The organism is Streptomyces sp. NPDC050485 (genome assembly GCF_044458185.1).
In the GTDB taxonomy this organism is placed as follows: domain Bacteria; phylum Actinomycetota; class Actinomycetes; order Streptomycetales; family Streptomycetaceae; genus Streptomyces.
Map to the genome: position 1 here is coordinate 22,097 of NZ_JBITHR010000017.1, position 21,003 is coordinate 43,099.

Genomic DNA, 21,003 nt, shown 5'->3' on the forward strand with positions numbered 1-21,003 from the left:
CCCTTCTAGCGCAGCTTCGGGTCAAGGGCGTCGCGGAGCCCGTCACCAACGAAAACGAAGCCAAGGACCGTCAGCACGATCGCGATGCTGGGGTAGGTCCACAGGTAGTCCTTGACGCCCATGAAGTCCTTGGCGGCGGCCAGCATGTTGCCCCACTCCGGGGTCTCCGGGCTGACGCCGACGCCCAGGAAGGACAGCGACGCCTCGGCCACGATGGCGCCACCGACGTTGAAGGCGGCGTACGCCATCACGGCGGCGATGGAGTTGGGGATGATGTGCCGCACGATGATCCGCGAGGTACTCGCGCCCAGCGCCCGGGCGGCATGCACGTAGTCGGCCTCTCGAACGGAGAGGATCGAGCTGCGCAGCAGTCGCGAGACCGTCGGCCAGGAGAAGACGGCCAGCGAGATGATCACCGGCATCACGCCGCGGCCCATCACGATGATGATCACGATGGCGCCGATGAGCAGCGGGAAGGCGAAGAAGACGTCGGCGATGCGCATCAGGACGGAGTCCGTGGCACGGCCGAAGTAGCCGGCCAGCGAACCCACGATGACGCCGATGAGGCAGGCCAGGAAGATCGACGCGAGGCCGACGATGACGGCGATGCGGCTGCCGTAGATGATGCGCGAGAACTGGTCGCGGCCGAGCGCGTCGGTGCCGAGCCAGTGTGAACCGCCCGGCGCCTGAAGGGTGTTGGTGAGGTCCTGGTGGTACGGGTCCGCGGGCGCGATCAGCGGAGCGAAGATCGCGACGAGGAACAGCAGGCCGACCAGCGCGAGGCCGACGACGGCAAGCTTGTTGGCGAGGAAGCGGTGGCGGATCTCGCCCCACTGGGTGACGCGGGCGACGGCGGGTTCCGCCTCGCCCTTCGCGTCGTTCGCCGGAGCGTTCGCGCCCCCCGCCGACGCTGTGCTCTTGGTGAGCTCGGTCATGGGTGTGACTCCTAGAACGGGCTGCCTGGGATCAGGCGAGACGGATGCGCGGGTCGAGGACCGCGTACAACAGGTCGACGATCAGGTTGAGCAGCACGAACACGGCGACGCCGAAGGTCACCACACCGATGATGATCGGGTTGTTCTGCTGCTGTACCGCGGTGACCAGGGCGAGCCCGATGCCGTCCCAGTTGAAGATCGCCTCGGTGATGAGAGCGCCACCGAGCAGCGTGCCGAAGGAGATACCCAGGTAGGTGACCACCGGGATGATCGAGTTGCGCATGACGTGCTTGAAGAGCACGGTCCGCTGCGGCAGACCCTTCGCGATGGCCGTCTTGACGTAGTCGGCCCGCAGCACCTCCAGCATGGTGCCGCGCATGAGTCTGGCGACGAGTGCGGCGTCGAGGATGGCGAGCGTGAAGGCCGGCAGGATCAGCGACTTCATCGTGCCGTCGGAGATCAGCGGGACCCATTCCAGCTGGACCACGAAGACCTTCTGCAGCACCATGCCGATGACGAACGACGGGAAGCCGACCGCCATCGTGGTCAGCAGCGTGATCAGCACGTCCCAGAAGGAGTACCGGAACAGGGCGGCGATCAGTCCGGCCAGCAGGCCGATGACGATGTCGATGAGGATGGCCGCCACCGCCAGCTCCGCGGTGTTGACCAGCTTGGGCTTCAACACCTCGGTCACCGGGCGCCGTTGGGTGAAGTCCTCACCCAGGTCGCCCTTGGCCAGGTTCTGGACGAAGTGGCCGTATTGAACGGGGAGCGGGTCGTTCAGCCCGTACCTCTCGCGAAGCTGCTCGACGACCGCCGGGTCGCGGGCCTTGTCACCGCCGAGCGAACCCACCGGGTCGCCGGGGAGGACGAAGAGACAGCAGAAAAGAACAATCGTCGCACCGAAGAGGACGACCACCATCTGCCCGAGTCGCCGAATCACGTATCTGCCCACGATGCCTCCTTCACTTACTGAGCGTGGGGGTTGGCGGCTTCATCCGATCGGGAGAGTGGCCGCGGCGGGCGCCGGTCCGAGGGGGTGCGCCCGTGACTGAGCGAAGGCCGTGGGGGAGCGAAGAAGTGCTCCGACCCCCACGACCTTCGCCTACCTGCTATGAGGAGGTGTGCTACTTCGACGCGATCTCGGCGAGATTCGGGTTCTCGAAGAAGTCCAGCTTCACGTTGGTGAACTTCGTGGTGTCGGCAAGACGGAACTGGGTGCGCTTCCACAGCGGGATGAGGCCCTGGTCCGTGTCGACGGCGAGCTTCTCGGCCTGCTGGTAGACCTTGGCGCGGGCGGCCGGGTCCTTGGTGCCGCGGGCCTGCGTGATCAGCTTGTCGAACTCGGGGTTGGTGTAGCGACCGCGGTTGTCACCGAGCGCCTTGCCGGTCTTCGGGTCCGCGTTGATCGAGCCCGAGTCGAGCAGCGGGTACAGGAAGTTGTCCGGGGTCGGGTAGTCCGCGCCCCACGCCGAGCGCCACAGGCCGTTCGTCGCCTGGTCCTGCTGCTGGGACAGCGCCTCCTTGAACGGCTTGCCGTTCAGCTTGACGTTGAGGCCGAGGACGTCCTTCAGCTGCTGTGCGACAGCCTGGACCCACTCCTCGTGACCGGCGCCCGTGTTGTAGCCGAAGTTGAGCTCGGTGCCCGGCTTCAGACCGCCCTTGGCCGCGTACTCCTTGGCCTTCGCCGGGTCCTGCTTCACGCAGGAGGTGCAGACACCGTCCTGGTAGGTGTCCGCGAAGGACGGCGGCAGGACGGAGGTGGCGGGCTTCTGCATGCCCTGGAAGACGCCCTTGGCGATGGCCTCGCGGTCGATCGCGTACGAGATCGCCTTGCGCGCGTCGGGGTTGTTGAGCGGAGCGCCCTGGTTGAAGGCGACCAGGTAGTTGATACCGCTGGTGTCGGCCTCGATCCACTCCTTCTTCGGCTCGAACTTGGCCTTCGCCACCGGCTGCTGCGGCGTGGGCATACGCGCCCAGTCGAACTGGCCGGACTGGAAGCCCTGGTACTCCAGGGTGACGCCGTTGGCCGAGTTGAGGATGGAGATCTCAACCTTGTCGAGCTTGGCCTTGGTCAGACCGTAGTCGTCGTTGCGGACGAGCGTGATCGACTTGTTGTGCTGCCACGAACCGTCCATCTTGAACGGGCCGTTGCCGATCGGGGCGTCGTTGAACGCCTTGTTGCTCGCGGCGCCGGCGACCTTCGGGACCGGGCTGAAGACGGTGTGCACGGTCTTCTTGTCGAACTCGAAGTCCGGAGCGGACAGCTGCACCTTGAGGGTGTTGGCGTCCGGCGCGGTCAGACCGCTGAACTTGTCGCTCGTGCCGCCGTTGAGCTCCTTGTAGCCCTCGATGCCTTCCATCGGGTAGGCGACGTCGGAGGCGGAGGCCTTGGCCGCGACACGGGTCCAACCGCGGATGAACGCCTCGGCGTCCACCACTTCGCCGTTGGAGAACTTGGTGCCGGGCTTGATCTTGAAGGTCCAGGTCTTGCCGTCGTCGCTGGTCGTCACGGACTCGGCAAGCTGCGGAATGAGCTTGCCATCCGGCGTCGCGTTGTACAGCCCCGTAAAGAGGTTGTGAGCGACGAGGCTGCCCTCGGACTCCTGCGCGTTGAACGGGTCGATGGCCACGGGCTCGGTGATGCCCAGGCGGAACGTGCCGCCCGCCTTCCCGGCCCCGGTGGTGTCCTTGCTCCCGCCGCCACCGCCACAGGCGGTCGCAGCCAGGGCGATGATTGCCGCTCCCGCGACCCACTTGGCGCTCGTAGCACCACGCATGGGTTTCCTCCTCATGAGTCCACTTGTCACTACAAGAGAGGCACTTCTACGCGCGCTGACACCCCTGACAGCGCTTTTACGTCAAGTGCCCCGAGTGTGCTCGTGAGTCGGCACTCCCCACAGTGCGTGACCCATTGACCCGAGCTCAATGGAGCCAACTATTAAGTACGGCCGGGCTGTAAACCACACTTAAAGGGTCTCGTTTTGACAACATCAGTACCGGTCAACGGCCCGAAATCCGGACAAAATGAGCACAGACAGACACACCCGAAACGGACCGTTAACACATCTTCCGGTGAGCGGCGCTCGATATCCGAACAGGATGGCTGCTAAAACGACTTGACCGTAGGACGTCCCGACCACCATCCGCGAGGCTCTTTGACAGCCTTTTGAACTCTGTCGCCCGCAGGTGTGGATCCGGCCGCCCAAACACGAACGGCAACGCCGAAGGCCCGGCCCCGCGAGAAGTCGCGGAGCCGGGCCTTCGGGTCGTACGGAGTGTCAGCCGCGCTTGGCGCGGGAGGCGGTGCGACCGCGCTCCTTGGCGTCCAGGACGACCTTGCGGATGCGCACGGCCTCCGGGGTCACCTCGACGCACTCGTCGTCGCGGCAGAACTCCAGGGACTGCTCCAGGGAGAGCTTGCGGGCCGGGACCACGTTCTCCGTGTTGTCCGCGGAAGCCGCACGCATGTTGGTGAGCTTCTTCTCCTTGGTGATGTTCACGTCCATGTCGTCGGCGCGCGAGTTCTCGCCGACGATCATGCCCTCGTAGACCTCGGTGCCGGGCTCGGTGAACAGCACACCGCGCTCCTGCAGGTTGATCATGGCGAAGGGGGTGACCGAACCGGCCCGGTCGGCGACGAGGGAGCCGTTGTTACGGGTCGTCAGCGTGCCGAACCACGGCTCGTGGCCCTCGTGGATCGAGTGGGCGATGCCGGTGCCGCGGGTGTTGGTCAGGAACTCCGTACGGAAGCCGATGAGGCCGCGGGACGGGACGACGAACTCCATGCGGACCCAGCCGGAACCGTGGTTGGACATGTTGTCCATCCGTCCCTTGCGGACGCCCATGAGCTGCGTGACCGCGCCCATGTGCTCCTCGGGGACGTCGACGGTCAGGCGCTCGACCGGCTCGTGCGTCTTGCCGTCGACCTGCTTGGTGACGACCTGCGGCTTGCCGATGGTCAGCTCGAAGCCCTCGCGGCGCATCTGCTCGACCAGGATCGCGAGCGCGAGCTCACCGCGGCCCTGCACCTCCCAGGCGTCGGGGCGCTCGGTGTCCAGGACGCGCAGCGATACGTTGCCGATGAGCTCGCGGTCCAGGCGGTCCTTGACCTGACGGGCCGTCACCTTGCGGTCCTTGACGGTCGCCTTGGCGTCCGCGCCCTTGCCGGAGCCGCCGCGGCCGACGAGCGGCGAGGTGTTGGTGCCGATGGTCATGGAGATCGCCGGCTGGTCGACCGTGATCAGCGGCAGCGCGATCGGGTTCTCCGGGTCGGCCAGGGTCTCGCCGATCATGATCTCGGGGATGCCCGCGACCGCGCAGATGTCACCGGGGCCGGCCACCTCGGCCGGCTTGCGGGTGAGCGCCTCGGTCATCATCAGCTCGGTGATGCGGACGCTGGAGATGGTGCCGTCCCGCTTGATCCACGCGACCGTCTGGCCCTTGCGCAGCTCGCCCTGCTCGACGCGGAGCAGCGCGATGCGGCCGAGGAAGTTGTCGGCGTCCAGGTTGGTGACGTGCGCCTGCAGCGGGGCGGCCTCGTCGTACTCGGGGGCCGGCACGTGCGACAGGATCGTCGAGAAGAACGGCTCCAGGTTGTCGCTGTCGGCCGGGACGGTGCCGTTGTCCGGCTTGGTCAGCGACGCGACGCCGTCACGGGCGCAGGCGTAGACGATCGGGAACTCGATCTGGTCCTCGTCCGCGTCCAGGTCCAGGAACAGGTCGTAGGTCTCGTTGACGACCTCGTCGATCCGGGAGTCCGGGCGGTCCGTCTTGTTGATGCAGAGGATGACGGGAAGCCGCTGCTGGAGGGCCTTGCGGAGCACGAAGCGGGTCTGCGGCAGCGGGCCCTCGGAGGCGTCCACGAGGAGGACGACCGCGTCCACCATCGACAGACCGCGCTCGACCTCGCCACCGAAGTCGGCGTGGCCCGGGGTGTCGATGATGTTGATGGTGATGACGTCGCCGCCATCCTTGGGGTGGTACTTGACGGCCGTGTTCTTGGCCAGGATCGTGATGCCCTTCTCACGCTCCAGGTCGTTGCTGTCCATCATGCGGTCGTCGAGCGACTCGGCGGCGTGCGCGGCGAAGGCACCGGCCTGCTTGAGCATGGCGTCGACCAGGGTGGTCTTGCCGTGGTCGACGTGGGCGACGATGGCGACGTTACGGATGTCGTGGCGCGTGGGCATGCTGGCTAGCGCTTCTCTCGATCGTGGGATCAGGCGTCTGACGCGGTCGAGTCCTCGTCCGCCCGCCGGGCAGACAGGCCACGGCTAGCTCCATGGTACGGGGCAGCCGCGCCGACGGCCTCCCGGGCCGATTCCGGCGATCTTCGAGCAGGGGTCAGCGTCGATATTGAGCCTGGGTCAGGGGCGTACCCGACCTTGCCCGCCGAGCGGGTCGGCGGGCAAGTGAATTGAGCTGGTTCTGAGCTTCGGGCCGGCTTTCTCTCCCACGCCTGACCTGCTGGTTCTTCTTCTCCTTGGGTGACTACTTCTTAGTGTTCGCCGAGCTGTCCTTCGCCGTTTCCGGCTTCTTGAACCCGATGTCCTGGAAGAGCGGGGCGGCGAAGCCGAAGGCGCCGGCATTGGCGATGTTCGGCTTCACGGCGACCAGCTGGGGACGCTGGTAGAGCGGGATGGAGCCGGCCGCCGCCCAGATCCTGGCGTCGGCCTTCTTCACCAGGTCGCGAGCCTCGTCCTGGTCCAGCTCGCCGGCCGCCTGCTCGAAGAGCTGGTCGATGTGGTCGGTGCCGACCCGGCTGTAGTTCTGCTCGACAAGGAGCGAGCCGTCCGCCGCGGGCTCCGGCTTGGCGAAGATCGGCCGGTCGTCGGTGGCCGGATATGCGGTGCCGGGCCACGAGTAGAGCGCCAGGTCGAAGTCGCCCGAGGCGATGTGGTCCTTGAAGTAGCTGTCGTCGGCGACCTTGACGACCTCGGTGTTGATGCCGACCGTTCTCAGCATCGCCACGATCTTGTCGCCCACGCCGCGCAGCGCCTCGGAGCCGGGGCCGGACGGCAGGACGAAGCGCAGGGTGAGGGGCTTGCCGTCCTTGCCGAGCGGGCCGCCGGCGGCCGGCGCCGCGGTGCCCTTGGGTGCGTACGCGCCGGGGGCGCCGCCCTTCTGCCGGGCCTCGGTCTTGGTGCGCTTGTCGGTGGCCCTGTTCGCCTGCTCGGCGGGCTCGGCGTCGAAGATGCGGGCCTGGCGCAGCAGCGCGGCCTGCTGGAGGGCGGCGGTGGCGGCCGGGGCGAGCACCCGCGTACCTGCGCCGGCGCCCGCTCCGGAGCTGCCGGGCTTGTCGTCGCCGACGATGTAGGTGCCCTCGTCGTTGGGGTGGTTCCCGCTCGCCTGGCGCTTGTCGTCCGACTCGTTCTCGTCCTCGGCCTTGCTGCCGGCCTTGGCGGCGTCGTCCTTGGGCTTCTGCCGGGCGCCGCCGACGGTCCATCCGGCATCGGCGAGCAGCGCCCGCGCCTCCTTGGTGTCGTTGCTGCCCAGCGCGTCGCTGCTGTCGGTGTACGCGTCCTGCCCGACCAGCGCCAGATGACTCCCGGGCGGCTGCGCGGGCAGCCCGAGCGGCTTGAGTACGGCCTCGGCGAGCTCCTTGCGGTTGAGGGCGCGGGCCACCGCGCGCCGGACCCGCTCGTCGGCGAGCGGCCCGGAGGCGCCGTTCAGGGCGAGCTGGGTGTAGGCGGGCTCCAGGGTCTTGCGGATGACGAAGCCGCGCAGCGCGGTCTGCTCGGTGGCGTACTTCTCGACGGCCGCCGTCTGCTCCTTGCGGGCCGTGATCTCCGCCTCGGCCTTGTCGTCCTCGCCGCTGTGCGCGATGGCCCAGGAGCGCAGTGCGGAGGCGGGGGTGATGGCCGCGCCGGGTCCGTGGGTGAGGGCCTGGCCGCCCTGGTCGCGTTCGGCGAGCTTGATGCGGTCGGCGTCCGCGCGGTCGATCTCGGCCAGGTCGACGGTGCCGTCGGCGAGGGCGGCCGCCCGCTTGTCGCGCGGCACGGCCTGCAGGACCAGGGTGTCCAGCTTCGCGGGGTGCCCCCACCAGCGCGGGTTGCGCTCCAGGGTGATGGTGCCCTTGGCGCGGTCGGTGTCCTTGAGGCGGAACGGTCCCGCGGTCGCCTTCAGCTTCGTACGGGCGCCGTCGTTGAAGGCGTCGGGGGTGCCGGTGACGTCCTTCGGGTAGAGCGGGCTGAACAGAGAGCGCCAGTCCGCGTACGGCTTGGCGAAGGTGACCTTGACCTCCAGGTCGTTGGCGCCCTTCTCGATCTTCTCGATGCGCTCGTACCCGGCGTTGCGGGCGGTCCAGTACGCCGACTCCTTGCCGCTGAGCGCGCGCCACTGGGCGACGAAGTCGGGGGCACCGACCTCGCGGCCGTCGCTCCACACCGCCTTCTGGTTGAGCTTGTAGAGCACGACCTGCTTGGGCTCGCGCTGGACGATCTCGGCGGATTCCAGATAGTCGGCGTTGCGCTGCGGGCGGCCCCGCGCGTCCAGGGTGAACATCGCGGGCAGCACCGCCTGGGCGACCCGCTGGGTCCCGGTGTCGGCATCGGCCTGGAAGGTGTTGAGGGTCTCGGGCATCGCGTCGACGGCCCACTTCAGGGTGCCCCCGTCGGCGACCTGCGGCCGGGCCGCGACCCCGATGTCCTGGGGGGCGGCGCTCGCGGTCCCGCTGTCGGCGGAGCCGCAGCCGGTCAGCACGGGAAGCGCGAGCACACCGCTGGTCAGGAGCGCGACGGAGCGCGACCGGACGGAAGACGCGGTCCGGATCGCCGCGACGATCCGGGTCGCCCTCCCGTTCGGGTCACCGACGTGGGACATGGCTTGCACCTCTTCGTCAGATTTATGGGATTTGATGGCATTTCGCGATGATCACACGTATCCCAGCCACTGAAGAGGACGGCTCAGCCGCCCGGGCGGCGACACGTCGCACGGCGCCCCGAAGCCCACCCGTGCGGCCGAACGCGGCCCGAACGCGGCCTGCACACGGCCCGCTGCGGACACCGGCCCATACGGCGCGCGAACGCGATCCGCAACCCCACAACCCTGTGCACGCACCTTCACAACCGCGTATGTGAGGCGCGACACTCTCAGGCGCATGAACATTGCCACCCGCTCCGGCGAAAGGCAGGCAAGTCATGTCCCTGCAGGACGAGTTGACGGCGGCTCAGCGCTGCCTGGACGACCTGGTGCGCACGGTAGGACGGCTTGAGGGGCAGGTCGAGCACGGCCTGGACATCAGGCGGGTACGGACCGACGCCGACCATCTGCGCGAGAGCCTCGCACTGCTCCGCGAGGCGGCCCCGCCCTGCGGCACCCCCGCCCGTCCCGACCTGGTCACCATCCCCGACGCCCCGTACGACACCTCCCTCTGGACCGACTCGGACGACGAAGGGCTCGGGAGCGCCCGGGCCCGCGGCCGGCGCGCCCCCTGACTTCCACTGGAGCCACTCTTGGCCACAGGCACGGAACCCTCTCCCCCGGCGGGGGGCGGCACCGGCGTCCACGACGCCTCGCGCGCCGCCATCGCACCCCGCCATCTGCGCACCGACCGCTGGTGGCTCGCCCCGGCCGTGACCGCCGCCGGACTGCTCGCCTTCGTCGTGTACTCCACCTGGCGGGCGTTCGCGAACGCGGACTACTACCACGCGCCCTACGTCTCGCCGTTCTACTCCCCGTGCCTCGCCGACAACTGCGCACCGATGCGGCACGGCCCGAACGCGGACCTCTTCGGCAGCTGGTGGGGCCTGTCCCCCGCGCTGCTGATCCTGATCTTCCCGCTCGGCTTCCGGCTGACCTGCTACTACTACCGCAAGGCCTACTACCGGGGCTTCTGGGCTTCACCGCCCGCCTGCGCGGTCGCCGAGCCGCACACCACGTACTCCGGCGAGACCCGCTTCCCGCTCATCCTGCAGAACGTCCACCGGTACTTCTTCTACTTCGCGGTCCTGGTCGCCGGGATCCTGACGTACGACACGGTGCTCTCGTTCCGCGACGAGCACTACCGGTGGGGCCACATGGGCCTGGGCAGCCTGGTGTTCCTGGTCAACATCGCGCTGATCTGGACGTACACGCTGTCCTGCCACTCCTGCCGGCACATCATCGGCGGCCGGCTGCGGCACTTCTCCAAACATCCGGTGCGCTACCGGCTCTGGGGCTGGGTCGGGAAGCTGAATGAGCGTCACATGCTGCTGGCCTGGGCGTCGTTGATCAGCGTCGCGCTCGCCGACTTCTATGTGTACCTCCTCGCCACCGGGGCGTTCGACGATCCGAGGTTCTTCTAAATGACTCAGCTGGAACGGCAGCAGTGGGACGTCGTCGTGGTGGGCGCGGGCGGCGCCGGTCTGCGGGCCGCCATCGAGGCGCGGGAGCGGGGCCGGCGTACGGCGGTGATCTGCAAGTCCCTGTTCGGCAAGGCCCACACCGTCATGGCGGAGGGCGGCATCGCCGCCTCCATGGGCAACGTCAACTCCGGCGACAACTGGCAGGTGCACTTCCGCGACACCCTGCGCGGCGGGAAGTTCCTCAACCAGTGGCGGATGGCCGAGCTGCACGCCCGGGAGGCGCCGGACCGGGTCTGGGAGCTGGAGACCTGGGGCGCGCTGTTCGACCGCACCGCGGACGGCCGGATCTCGCAGCGCAACTTCGGCGGCCACGAGTATCCGCGCCTCGCCCACGTCGGCGACCGTACGGGCCTGGAACTCATCCGCACCCTCCAGCAGAAGATCGTCTCGCTCCAGCAGGAGGACAAGAAGGAGTTCGGCGACTACGAGGCGCGTCTGAAGGTCTTTCAGGAGTGCACCGTCACCAGGGTGTTGAAGGACGAGGGCGGACGGGTCTCGGGGACGTTCTGCTACGAGCGCGAGAGCGGCCGGTTCTTCGTGCTCGAAGCCCCCGCGGTGGTCCTCGCCACCGGCGGCATCGGCAAGTCCTTCAAGGTGACGTCCAACTCGTGGGAGTACACCGGCGACGGCCACGCGCTCGCGCTGCTCGCCGGGGCGCCGCTCCTCAACATGGAGTTCGTGCAGTTCCACCCCACGGGCATGGTCTGGCCGCCCTCGGTGAAGGGCATCCTCGTCACCGAGTCGGTGCGCGGCGACGGCGGGGTACTGCGCAACTCCGAGGGCAGGCGCTTCATGTTCGACTACGTGCCGGACGTCTTCAAGGAGAAGTACGCGGAGTCTGAGGAGGAGGGCGACCGCTGGTACGAGGACCCGGACCACAACCGCCGGCCGCCCGAGCTGCTGCCCCGCGACGAGGTCGCCCGGGCGATCAACTCCGAGGTGAAGGCGGGCCGCGGCTCCCCGCACGGCGGCGTCTTCCTCGACGTGTCGACCCGGATGCCCGCCGAGGTGATCCGGCGCCGACTGCCGTCCATGTACCACCAGTTCAAGGAGCTGGCGGACGTGGACATCACGGCCGAGGCGATGGAGGTCGGGCCCACCTGCCACTACGTGATGGGCGGCATCGCGGTCGAATCCGACACCGCGGCGGCCCGCGGGGTGCCAGGACTGTTCGCGGCCGGTGAGGTCGCGGGCGGTATGCACGGCTCCAACCGGCTCGGCGGCAACTCGCTCTCCGACCTCCTGGTGTTCGGCCGGCGGGCCGGGCTGCACGCCGCCGAGTACGCGGCCTCCCTCACCGAACGCCCCGCCGTGGACGAGATCCAGATCGACACGGCGGCCGCCGAGGCCCTGCGCCCCTTCAGCGCCGAAGCGCCCGAGGACGGTTCCCCGGTCGAGAACCCGTACACCCTCCACCAGGAACTCCAGCAGACCATGAACGACCTGGTCGGCATCATCCGCCGCGAGGGCGAGATGCACGAGGCCCTGCGGAAGCTCGCCGAGCTGCGGGCCCGGGCCCGGCGCGCCGGGGTCGAGGGGCACCGCCAGTTCAACCCGGGCTGGCACCTCGCGCTCGATCTGCGCAACATGCTGCTTGTCAGCGAGTGCGTGGCGCGGGCCGCGCTTGAACGCACCGAGAGCCGCGGCGGCCACACCCGCGAGGACTGTCCGGCCATGGACCGCGCCTGGCGCCGGGTGAACCTGCTGTGCCAACTCGCCGACCCCACCGAGGGGTTGGCGCCCACCGAAGCGGTGCGCGGCCAGATCAGGCTCGTACGGGAAGAGACCAACCCCATCCGTGCCGACCTGCTCTCCCTCTTCGAGAAGGAGGAGCTGGTCAAGTACCTCGCCGAAGAGGAGCTGTACGAGTGAGTACGTACGATGCGAGCTTCCGGGTCTGGCGGGGCGACACCGGCGGCGGCGAGCTGACCGACTTCACGGTCGAGGTGAACGACGGCGAGGTGGTCCTCGACATCATCCACCGCCTCCAGGCGACCCAGGCCCCCGACCTCGCGGTCCGCTGGAACTGCAAGGCGGGCAAGTGCGGTTCGTGCAGCGCGGAGATCAACGGGCGGCCGCGGCTGATGTGCATGACGAGGATGTCGGTGTTCGGCCGGGAGGAGACGATCGCGGTAACTCCCTTGCGCGCCTTCCCCGTTGTACGCGATCTCGTCACGGACGTGTCCTTCAACTACGCCAAGGCGCGCGAGGTCCCGGCGTTCGTCCCGCCGAAGGGGGTGGCGCCGGGCGACTACCGGATGCAGCAGATCGACGTGGAGCGCTCGCAGGAGTTCCGCAAGTGCATCGAGTGCTTCCTGTGCCAGGACACCTGTCATGTGGTGCGCGACCACGAGGAGAACAAGGCGGCCTTCGCGGGCCCGCGCTTCCTGATGCGGGTCGCGGAACTCGACATGCACCCGCTGGACGCGGCCGCCTCAGCGGGCCTGGACCGCAAGAAGACCGCGCAGGACGACCACGGCCTCGGCTACTGCAACATCACCAAGTGCTGTACGGAGGTGTGCCCCGAGCACATCAAGATCACCGACAATGCGCTGATCCCGCTGAAGGAGCGGGCGGTGGACCGCAAGTACGACCCGCTGGTGTGGCTGGGGAACAAGATCAGGCGCCGCGAGCAGTGAGGCGTCAGCTCCAGCCCCTGCGGTAGGCCGCCCAGTCCTGGTCGCGCTCGGCGAAGTCGACGTACAGGGCGACGCCGAAGTGCTGGCGGTGGCGGTCGGTGCGGGCGAGGCCGAGCCTGGCTCCCCGCACGGCGGCCTCCACGGTCTCGGCGGAGCCGTGGTGGGTCATGCTCTCGTCGTTGTAGAAGGGCAGTCCCATGAGCAGGTCGACGTTCTTCGGGGTGGCCTGGAGGGCGAGCGCGGCCTGCCGGGCGACGTAGCCGCCGTACAGGCTCTGCACGGGCATCGCGGTGTCGTACGACATCACGGCGATCTGGTCGACGCGCCGGGCCACTTGGCCGAAGTAGGCCTGCGACCACCATTTGGCGTGGCCGGTGAGGCCGCCGGCCGCCGAGTGCAGCGCGGGCAGCGGGTCTATCTGGTGCGCGGCCACCGAGAGCAGCGCGCCGCGCGGCTGGGTGAGCGCGTGCAGCGAGTCGAGCAGGGCGAGGTAGTGGCGGTCGCCGGAGGGCAGCGGCTCCAGGTCGAAGTGGACGCCGTCGAAGCGGGCGGTGTCGAGCACCTGGCGTGCGGAGGTGACGACGGCGGTGCGGGCCGCGCTGTCCTTCAGGCGCAGGCCCACCGGCCCCTCACTGGCGAGCTGGTCGCCGAGCCAGGCCTGCACCCGCACGCCCGGCAGCCTGCGGTGCACGCCCTTCACCAGCCAGCGGGCCTTGGGGTAGCGGGCGGCGGGCAGGGTGCCGTCGTGGTCGAGCGGGCCGGTGTGCACGTACAGGTCGCGGATGCCGCTGCCGCGCAGCTTCGCCGCGAACGCGTCCAGGTCCTTGTCGCTCTTGCGGCCGTCGACCCAGGCGTGCCCGAGCCAGTACGCGTCCCGGCCGCGGGTCCGGGTGTCGTCGCCGGGTACGCCCGCGTACTGGGCGCGCAGGGCGACTCCGGCGGCGGCGATCGCCACGATGACGACGAGGGCGGCGGCGAGCAGGGTGCGGCGCGTCCACCGCCCGCCGCGTCCGGCCCACCAGCTGTGCATCCTGCCCCCTCGTCGCGCGACCCGGCCCGGCCCCAGACTAGCTCCCACCCTGCTCAGGGGCTCCGCCCCCGAACCCCCGCTCCTCAAACTCCCCCAAGGCCTGAAGGGCCAGGGGGGGGATTGACGACGCAGGGTGCGGGGGCCGCCGGCGCGGGTCGGAACCGGCGACCCAGCACTCGCGACCGCGCCGTTTCGGCCATACGCTCGCTGATGTGACGCGTCACGCCCCGCCGTACCGCAGGGCCGCCCGGAGTCTCGCCGCCGCGCTCGCGGCGCTGTGCTGGACGGTGCTGTCCGCCACGGCCGCCCTCGCCCGGAGCAGCCACGACAGCGGGACCTCGGGCAGCGACCTCATCCTGCCCATCGCCGTGCTCGCCACGGCATCCGCGGCGGCGGCGTACACGTACACCAAGCGCAAGCGGCGCATCAACACCCGTACCACGCCCGGCAGTTCACGCCACCAGCGGCCGGCCGCCGCCCCGCCCGCCGAGGAGCCCAAGGGGCATGACGACGAGCCCACCGACGACACTTAGCCGGGCCCGCCCCGCCCAGCCGCTCAGAACATGCTCAGGATCTGCTCCTCCGTCAGCTCCACCGGCCCCGACTCCCCGTCCGGCAGGGCGAGTTCGAACCAGACCGTCTTGCCGCGCGGGGTGCGGCGGGCGCCCCAGGCCGCGCTGAGCAGGCCGACCAGCTGGAGGCCGCGGCCGCCCTCGTCGGTGTCGCGGGCCCTGCGCCGCCTCGGCTGCACCAGGCCCGCGTCCCACACCTCGCAGACGAGCGTACGGTCGCGGAGCAGCCGGAGCCGGATCTCGCCGTCGCCGTAGCGCAGGGCGTTGGTGACGAGCTCGCTGACCAGGAGCTCGGTGGTGTCCACCAGACCGTCGAGGTCCCAGGCGAGCAGCTGGGCGCGGGCCAGTTCGCGGGCGCGGCCCACCGAGCGGGGTTCGCGCGGCAGCCGCCAGTCGCCGACCGCGTCCGCGGGCAGGCCCTGGATGCGGGCGAGCAGCAGGGCGATGTCGTCCTCGCCGTGCCGGGTGTCGAGCGAGCCGAGCACCTGGTCGCAGACGTCCTCCAGGGGCCGGTCCGGGTCGGTGAGGGTCTTGCGGAAGGCGTTGAGCCCCTCGTCGAGCGGATGGTCGCGGGACTCGACCAGGCCGTCGGTGTAGAGGGCGAGCAGCGCGCCCTCGGGCAGTTCGACCTCGACCTCCTCGAAGGGCTCGCCGCCGACGCCGAGCGGCAGCCCCGGCGGCACGTCCAGGAGCATGGCGGGCGCTCCCGGGTCGTCGCCCGGCTCGACCAGGACGGGCGGCAGGTGGCCGGCGTTGGCGAACGTGCATCTGCGGCTGACCGGGTCGTAGACGGCGTACACGCAGGTCGCGAGGTACACCTCGGAGAGGTCGGCGTCGCGGGACTTGTGGGAGACCCGGGGTGCCTGCTGAGTGCCTCCGGGGGCGCCGAGACCGCGGGCGATCTCGTCCAGGTGCGAGAGCACCTCGGCCGGTTCGAGGTCGAGCAGCGCCAACGTCCTTACAGCGGTGCGCAGTTCGCCCATGGCGACGGCCGCCCGCAGTCCGCGGCCCATGACGTCGCCGATGACGAGCGCGGTGCGGTGGCCCGGCAGTTCGATGACGTCGAACCAGTCGCCGCCGACCTCGGACTCGGCGCTGCCGGGCAGATAGCGGCAGGCGATGTCGAGCCCGGCGGCCTCGGGGTCGCCGGGTGGGAGCAGGGAGCGCTGGAGGATCAGCGCGCGTTCGTGCTCCCTTCGGTAGAGGCGGGCGTTGTCGATGCAGACGGCGGCACGCGAGGCGAGCTCGGTGGCCAGCGCCCGGTCGCGCTCGCCGAACGGCTCGCTCCCCTTGGCGCGGGCGAACCGCACCAGGCCCACGACGGTGTCGTGGGCGACCATCGGGACGGCGAGGGTGGTGTGCACGAGGCTGCCGTCCGCCCCGGGCACGGTGTGCACGCGGGCGGTGCGCAGGGCGCGGGCGTACGGGGAGTGAAAGGGGTAGCGATGCAGGTCCCCCACGCCGACCTCGCCCTCGCCGTCCTGCTCTTCCTCTGCGTTCCCTTCGCCACGTGGGGCACCCGATGCACCCGATGCACCCGCCAGCCGCCCCTCCGGGACGGCGCTGGCGACCGCGACCCGGCGCAGTTCGCCGCGCCCGTCGGCCTGGCCCGGCGCGGGTTCCCCGCCGGCGAGGAGGCTCTGGTAGAGGTCGACCGAGGCGAGGTCGCAGAAGCCGGGGACGCTGATGTCGAGGAGTTCGCGGGCGGTGGTCTCCAGGTCGAGGGAGTTGCCCATCCGGGCACCCGCCTCGTTGAGGAGAGCGAGGTTGCGGCGGGCGTCGGCGGCCTCGCGGGCCGCGTTGTGACGGCGGGTCACATCGATGCCGAGCCCGGCGACCCCGATGGGGTGGCCGGTGCCGCTGTGCACCCGGTAGAGGTTGATCGACCAGTGCCTGCGGTCGGTGCCGCCGGGCGCGGCACCGACGATCTGCAGGTCGGTGACGGACTCGCCGGTGTCGAGGACCCGGCGCAGGGCGGCCGACATCCGCTCGGCCTCGGGGCGGGAGAGGTAGTCGTGAACGGTGTGACCCCGGTGTTCCTCGGGGGCGCCGCCGAAGACGGTGGCGAACCGCTGGTTGGCGCGCAGCACGGTGAGATCCGTACCGAACAGCAGGAAGCCATAGGGAGATTGACCAAAAATTGCCTGCGAGGCGGCCAGGTCGGTCTCGATTCCGCGCAGGGCGCGTACGTCCACGACGATACAGAGCGCGGCACGCTCGTCGGTGGCCGTCCGGCTCGGCATGACGTAGAGCTCGGCGAGGCCCTCGGGGCGTTCGCCGCCCTCGGCTGAGGGCAGGCGGAACGGGACGACGCCCGTCCACTCCTTGCCGTCCAGTATCTCGGCGACCCGGAGGTGACCGCGCGGGCGCAGTTCGCAGGGCATGAACGCCTCGACGGGATCGCGCCCGATCACGGCGGACGCGGCCAGGCCGAACTGCTCCTCGGCCCGCACGCTCCACTGCTCGATCAGCCCGTCGGGCCCGATCGAGAACGAGGCGACACGGATGTAGTCATAGATCGAGCCAGGCGGGCTGCTCTGCCACACGACATCGCCAGCCGTCTCAGGTATCTCGCTCACGCGACCGTCCCCTCCAGCTCACCGCACCGGACCGGCCTTGACCGCAGTATTCAGCACTACGGCCCCAGCCGACACGGCGTTCACGATCACATCCCGGTCTCGTTCTTTTCCAGCCGTTGTTGACCGGGTGCCGTCCGGGGGTTGTGATCGTCCGTCCCTCCCTCCTTCTAACCAGGCAGAGCCAGCTCGAACCACACGGTCTTGCCCGTTCTGCCCCGCCGGGTCCCCCAGCGCCGGGCGGAACACGCCACGAGCTGTATGCCCCGGCCCCCTTCGTCTTCGATGTCCGCGACACGTTCCACCGGCGGATCCGGAAGCGGATCGGAGACCTCCACGAGGAGGACGGCACCGTCGACCCGGTCGAGCCGGACCCCGATGGGCCCGGAAGCGTGCCGCAGCGAGTTGGTCACCAGCTCGCTGACCAGGAGCACGGCCACGTCGACGGCCGCCGCGTCGAGGGCCCAGCCGCGCAGGGCGTCTCGGACGGCGTGCCTTGCGGTCCGTACGGCTCCCGGTTCAGCAGGGAAGGTCCACTCGGCACAGTCGCCCGAGGTGTCGATCACGCCGATCACCCGACATCCGGAGGTTCGGGGGTTTAGAAACGATTAATAGCCACATACCCGGTATTTGGGACTGACTATCCCCAAGTGGGGCGCATCGTGGTTCTAACGGCGCAAAGTTCCGAGGATCCGCATGGCCTCCGCCACCGCGGGGCGGTCCTGGGGCAGCCAGTCGACGGCGTCGGCCTCCTCGGGCGCGAGCCAGCGCAGTTCGTCGTGGTCCTGGAGCGGCCGGGCCTCGCCGTCGAGCAGCCGCGCGGTCCAGGCGTGCAGGACGAGCCCGGGCCTGAGCGGCCACTCCCCCGCGATCCGCTCCAGCGCCTCGGTCTCGATGCCGAGTTCCTCCCGCAGTTCCCGTACGAGGGCCTGCTGCGGGCTCTCCCCCGGCTCCACCTTGCCGCCGGGCAGCTCCCAGCGGCCGGCCAGCTCGGGCGGGGCGCTGCGGCGGGCGGCGAGCAGGCGCCCCTGGTCATAGACGGCTCCGGCCACCACGACGGTCTGGTTCATGCGCCGGAGCGTAACGCGCGCCCCCGGTCCCTCCGGCCGGGGGCGCTACTGCTGGGAGCGCTACTGCTGCGCGGGTGCGCCGATCCGCTCGACCCAGTAGAGCTGCTTGTGCCCGCGGTGGTCGAGGCTGTCCGCGATGCGCTGGGCCTCGTCCTGCGTGGCGTACTTGCCGACGCGGTACTGGTTGCCGTTGTCGTCCTGGCGTATCACCTGCCAGACGAGCACAGCGCCACTGTCGTTCATCGCACCTCTCCCGGCATCGGCGTGCAGGTCGGTGAGCTTCCCCAGGAAACCGCATTCCGCATATGCCCGAGCCTACGCCTGACCTTTACTGAGCGGATACGGGTTTACACAAAGAGATACGAATTCGGTCATCGGAGGCACGGCGAAGCCGGCGGCGGCGCACACGAAAGGGGGCGCACCCAGAAGATGCGCCCCCACCACCCGCCACACGACTCCCACCAGACACACACCAACGCGCCTTGCTGTTACGGGAGTTGAGCCTGCCTCAGTTCACCGCGACGGTCGCGTCGGTCCGAACACGGCTCATTTCACGGGCAAGTGGTACGAGATCCGGTAGCGGTCGGCCGGGACCACGACATCGGCCGTCTCGACCGCGAGGCCCGAGGCGTAGTACGTCCGCTCGATGACCAGGACGGCATGGCCGGGGACCCCGCCGAGCGTCAGGAGCTCCTCCGCAAGACCCGGGCGCGCGCCGACCTCCTCGACCACGTTGTCCACCACGATGTCGATCGCGGCCATCCGCTCGACCACCCCGCAGCCGCCGAGCGGACCCTCCTCGGGCAGCATTACGGGGGTGCGGCCGGTGACGGCCAGCGGCTCCCACGAAGTGGACAGCATCATCTGCTCGCCCGCGTCCCGGAACACGTACCGCGTGCGCATGACGCGGTCGCCGGTGCGGATGCGGAGCCGCTTGGCGATCTCGGCGCTCGCCTCCTCCTGTTCGCTGGAGGACTCCCAGGTGCCGCGCGCGGCCTCCTCGGCCTGCTCCTGACGGAACGGGGTCGCGCCCTTCGACGGCCGGTAGCCGGAGCGGGCGATCCGGCGCGGCACCGGGCGCTCGCGCACATACGTACCCGAGCCGGAGCGGCCCTCGACCAGGCCCTCGGCCATCAGCACCTTGCGGGCTTCGAGGGCCACGGTGTCCGAGACCCCGTACTCCTCGCGGATCCTGGCCTGCGAGGGGAGGCGGGTGTGCGGCGGCAGCGAACCACTCACGATCTTCTGCCTCAGATCGCTGGCTACGCGCAGATAGGCCGGCTGCTCACCGAATGTCACTGGCCACTCCCATCAGGTTGACAATCTGCAACAGCGTGGCAACCGTGGGTTTCAGACCGCAAGCAAAGGCCAAACATTCACTCGAAGTGATGATTCGCCGTTACCCAGGGCGTACCCGCGGTACAGCGGATACGTTCTGCCCCCTTCGAGGCCTGCTCAGACGCTTTTGGAACCACCGATTCCGGAACCGCCAACGGATCCCGCAGTACCGCCGCTGCTGCCGCCAGTGCCGCCGCCGGGGCGGTCGTCGGTGGCCGGGGGCGTCGTCGCGAGGCCGAGAGTGCCGCGCACGGCGATCTCGGTGGACTGCTTCATCGCCTTGTCCGCCACCGCGGAGTGCCGGTAGAAGGTGTCCGCGTCGGCGGCGTCGGCCGCTTTCGCCCACTCCTTCTGCGCGACCTTCAGCCCGTCGACGTACGGCCGCACCGCGACGAGGTGCCCGGCGGACCAGTCGTGCGCGTCCAACTGCCGTGCCTGCTCGGCCAGTACGCCGGACGTCTGCCGGGCCCACGCCTTGAACCCGGGGAGGTCGTTCTCGACCCGGTCCTCGGCGGGCGCGTTCGCCATCGCGCGGTCGAAGGCGTTGGCCGAGTTCAGGAAGGCGATCTGATCGCCGTCGAGCGTCGAGGAGTCGTTGCGCACCGACCCTTCGAGCTTGCCGCCCTGCGCGGCGAACGCGCAGGTCACACTGTGGTCGCCGAGCGCCCAGCTCTTCGCGCTCGGCGTGTAGTAGTACGGCCCGGCCGCGGCGGGGAGCTTCCACCTGTCCATGGCGTACGTCTGCTCAAGGTCCCAGCACTTCGAGTCGGCCTCGGCCGCGATCGCGCTCCGGCCCGGGTAGATGCCGTTCGCGGCGAGCCGGAACGTGCCCGACACCTCGGCGTCGTGCCGGCCGCCGCACGGCACGATCCTTACGGAGGCGACCTCGCGCTCCAGCTTGCCGCCCGGCACGTCGAAGCAGTCGCCCGAGCGCAGGTCGAGCGTGCTGCGGGACCTGGCGGCGGCGCCCGAAGTGGAGTGGTTCCAGCCCGACTTGAAGTCCCGCCAGCCACTGGTGAGTCCGCCGGTCGCGATCGAGAGAACCAGCAGCACCGTGCTGATCGCCGAGAGGACGACTCCGGTGACGGCCATGCCCTTGCCGCGCTGCCCCTTCTTCCTGATCTGCCCGAGGGCGACCGCACCCAGGATCAGACCGAGCGGGGGTATGCAGCACAGGATGCCGGCGACGAGGGAGCCGATGGCCAGACCGCTGACGGGCGGCTGCCGCGGCGCCGCCGGATACGGATACCAGGGCCCGCTGTTCATCGGCTGCCCCGGATACGCCCCCGGATGGCCCCCCGGCACCTGGCTCTGCTGAGGCCAGCCGTACCCCGGCCCCGGCTGCGGCTGCGGGGGCTGCCCAGGCGCGGGCGGCGGCGGTATCTCCACGGGTGCGGTGCTCCTCATCGGGCCGGTCTAACTGCGAACTGCTGCGCGAATGCGCATCGTACGCGGGCGACGAGGGGCGATCGGGGGCAGTGGGGCACCCCCCTCTGCTC

General features: G+C 69.8%; 17 protein-coding genes. 5 read left to right on the plus strand and 12 right to left on the minus strand.

From position 1 onward, the window contains the following. Positions 1-5: 5 nt before the first annotated feature. From ACIBK6_RS29275 to ACIBK6_RS29295, 5 genes are all read right to left on the minus strand, one after another. Entirely contained in the window at positions 6-935 is a 930-nt protein-coding gene (locus ACIBK6_RS29275) for an ABC transporter permease (RefSeq protein WP_399054411.1), read from the minus strand. A gap of 31 nt (positions 936-966) precedes the next feature. Beyond that, positions 967-1,890: an ABC transporter permease gene (locus ACIBK6_RS29280; RefSeq protein ID WP_399054413.1), complete on the minus strand. Its 924-nt coding sequence runs from the start codon at positions 1,888-1,890 to the stop codon at positions 967-969. Positions 1,891-2,062: 172 nt separating this feature from the next. After that, positions 2,063-3,715 (minus strand): ABC transporter substrate-binding protein, encoded by a 1,653-nt coding sequence (locus tag ACIBK6_RS29285; protein ID WP_399054414.1) that lies wholly within the window; start codon positions 3,713-3,715, stop codon positions 2,063-2,065. 501 nt (positions 3,716-4,216) lie between these two features. Next, complete coding sequence (gene typA, locus ACIBK6_RS29290) at positions 4,217-6,124, minus strand: translational GTPase TypA (protein ID WP_399054415.1); 1,908 nt, start codon at positions 6,122-6,124, stop codon at positions 4,217-4,219. Positions 6,125-6,425: 301 nt separating this feature from the next. Continuing rightward, positions 6,426-8,756, minus strand: a complete 2,331-nt coding sequence (locus ACIBK6_RS29295) for an ABC transporter family substrate-binding protein (protein WP_399054416.1) — start codon at positions 8,754-8,756, stop codon at positions 6,426-6,428. A 317-nt stretch (positions 8,757-9,073) separates the two neighbouring features. Here ACIBK6_RS29295 and ACIBK6_RS29300 point away from each other — a divergent pair, with 317 nt between their 5' ends. From ACIBK6_RS29300 to ACIBK6_RS29315, 4 genes are read left to right on the plus strand one after another with little or no spacing between them, the layout of a single operon-like run. Then, positions 9,074-9,370: a hypothetical protein gene (locus tag ACIBK6_RS29300; protein WP_399054417.1), complete on the plus strand. Its 297-nt coding sequence runs from the start codon at positions 9,074-9,076 to the stop codon at positions 9,368-9,370. 18 nt (positions 9,371-9,388) lie between these two features. After that, a complete protein-coding gene (locus tag ACIBK6_RS29305) occupies positions 9,389-10,219 on the plus strand; it encodes a hypothetical protein (RefSeq protein ID WP_399054418.1) in 831 nt (276 codons plus the stop codon). Beyond that, a complete protein-coding gene (locus ACIBK6_RS29310; protein ID WP_399054419.1) occupies positions 10,220-12,151 on the plus strand; it encodes a fumarate reductase/succinate dehydrogenase flavoprotein subunit in 1,932 nt (643 codons plus the stop codon). Beyond that, entirely contained in the window at positions 12,148-12,918 is a 771-nt protein-coding gene (locus tag ACIBK6_RS29315; RefSeq protein ID WP_399054420.1) for a succinate dehydrogenase/fumarate reductase iron-sulfur subunit, read from the plus strand. The genes ACIBK6_RS29310 and ACIBK6_RS29315 overlap by 4 nt, the downstream gene beginning before the upstream one ends. A 4-nt stretch (positions 12,919-12,922) precedes the next feature. Here the strand turns inward: ACIBK6_RS29315 and ACIBK6_RS29320 are convergent, their stop codons facing one another. Next, positions 12,923-13,948 (minus strand): glycosyl hydrolase family 18 protein, encoded by a 1,026-nt coding sequence (locus ACIBK6_RS29320; RefSeq protein ID WP_399054421.1) that lies wholly within the window; start codon positions 13,946-13,948, stop codon positions 12,923-12,925. 212 nt (positions 13,949-14,160) lie between these two features. Here ACIBK6_RS29320 and ACIBK6_RS29325 point away from each other — a divergent pair, with 212 nt between their 5' ends. Then, complete coding sequence (locus ACIBK6_RS29325) at positions 14,161-14,481, plus strand: hypothetical protein (protein WP_399054422.1); 321 nt, start codon at positions 14,161-14,163, stop codon at positions 14,479-14,481. A gap of 23 nt (positions 14,482-14,504) precedes the next feature. Here ACIBK6_RS29325 and ACIBK6_RS29330 read toward each other — a convergent pair whose 3' ends face one another. The 6 genes from ACIBK6_RS29330 to ACIBK6_RS29355 form a co-directional block, all read right to left on the minus strand. Next, positions 14,505-17,099, minus strand: coding sequence for a SpoIIE family protein phosphatase (locus ACIBK6_RS29330; protein WP_399054423.1), 2,595 nt, complete (start codon positions 17,097-17,099; stop codon positions 14,505-14,507). 167 nt (positions 17,100-17,266) lie between these two features. Then, the gene (locus tag ACIBK6_RS29335; protein ID WP_399054424.1) at positions 17,267-17,671 is read right to left on the minus strand and encodes an ATP-binding protein; all 405 of its coding nucleotides are present in this window, start codon (positions 17,669-17,671) and stop codon (positions 17,267-17,269) included. Between the two features lie 93 nt (positions 17,672-17,764). After that, the gene (locus ACIBK6_RS29340; protein WP_399054425.1) at positions 17,765-18,166 is read right to left on the minus strand and encodes a (deoxy)nucleoside triphosphate pyrophosphohydrolase; all 402 of its coding nucleotides are present in this window, start codon (positions 18,164-18,166) and stop codon (positions 17,765-17,767) included. A gap of 60 nt (positions 18,167-18,226) precedes the next feature. After that, positions 18,227-18,409, minus strand: a complete 183-nt coding sequence (locus ACIBK6_RS29345) for an SPOR domain-containing protein (RefSeq protein ID WP_399054426.1) — start codon at positions 18,407-18,409, stop codon at positions 18,227-18,229. Positions 18,410-18,712: 303 nt separating this feature from the next. Next, positions 18,713-19,465, minus strand: a complete 753-nt coding sequence (locus ACIBK6_RS29350; protein ID WP_399054427.1) for a GntR family transcriptional regulator — start codon at positions 19,463-19,465, stop codon at positions 18,713-18,715. A gap of 156 nt (positions 19,466-19,621) precedes the next feature. Further along, positions 19,622-20,770 (minus strand): DUF4190 domain-containing protein, encoded by a 1,149-nt coding sequence (locus ACIBK6_RS29355; RefSeq protein WP_399054428.1) that lies wholly within the window; start codon positions 20,768-20,770, stop codon positions 19,622-19,624. Positions 20,771-21,003: the final 233 nt, after the last annotated feature.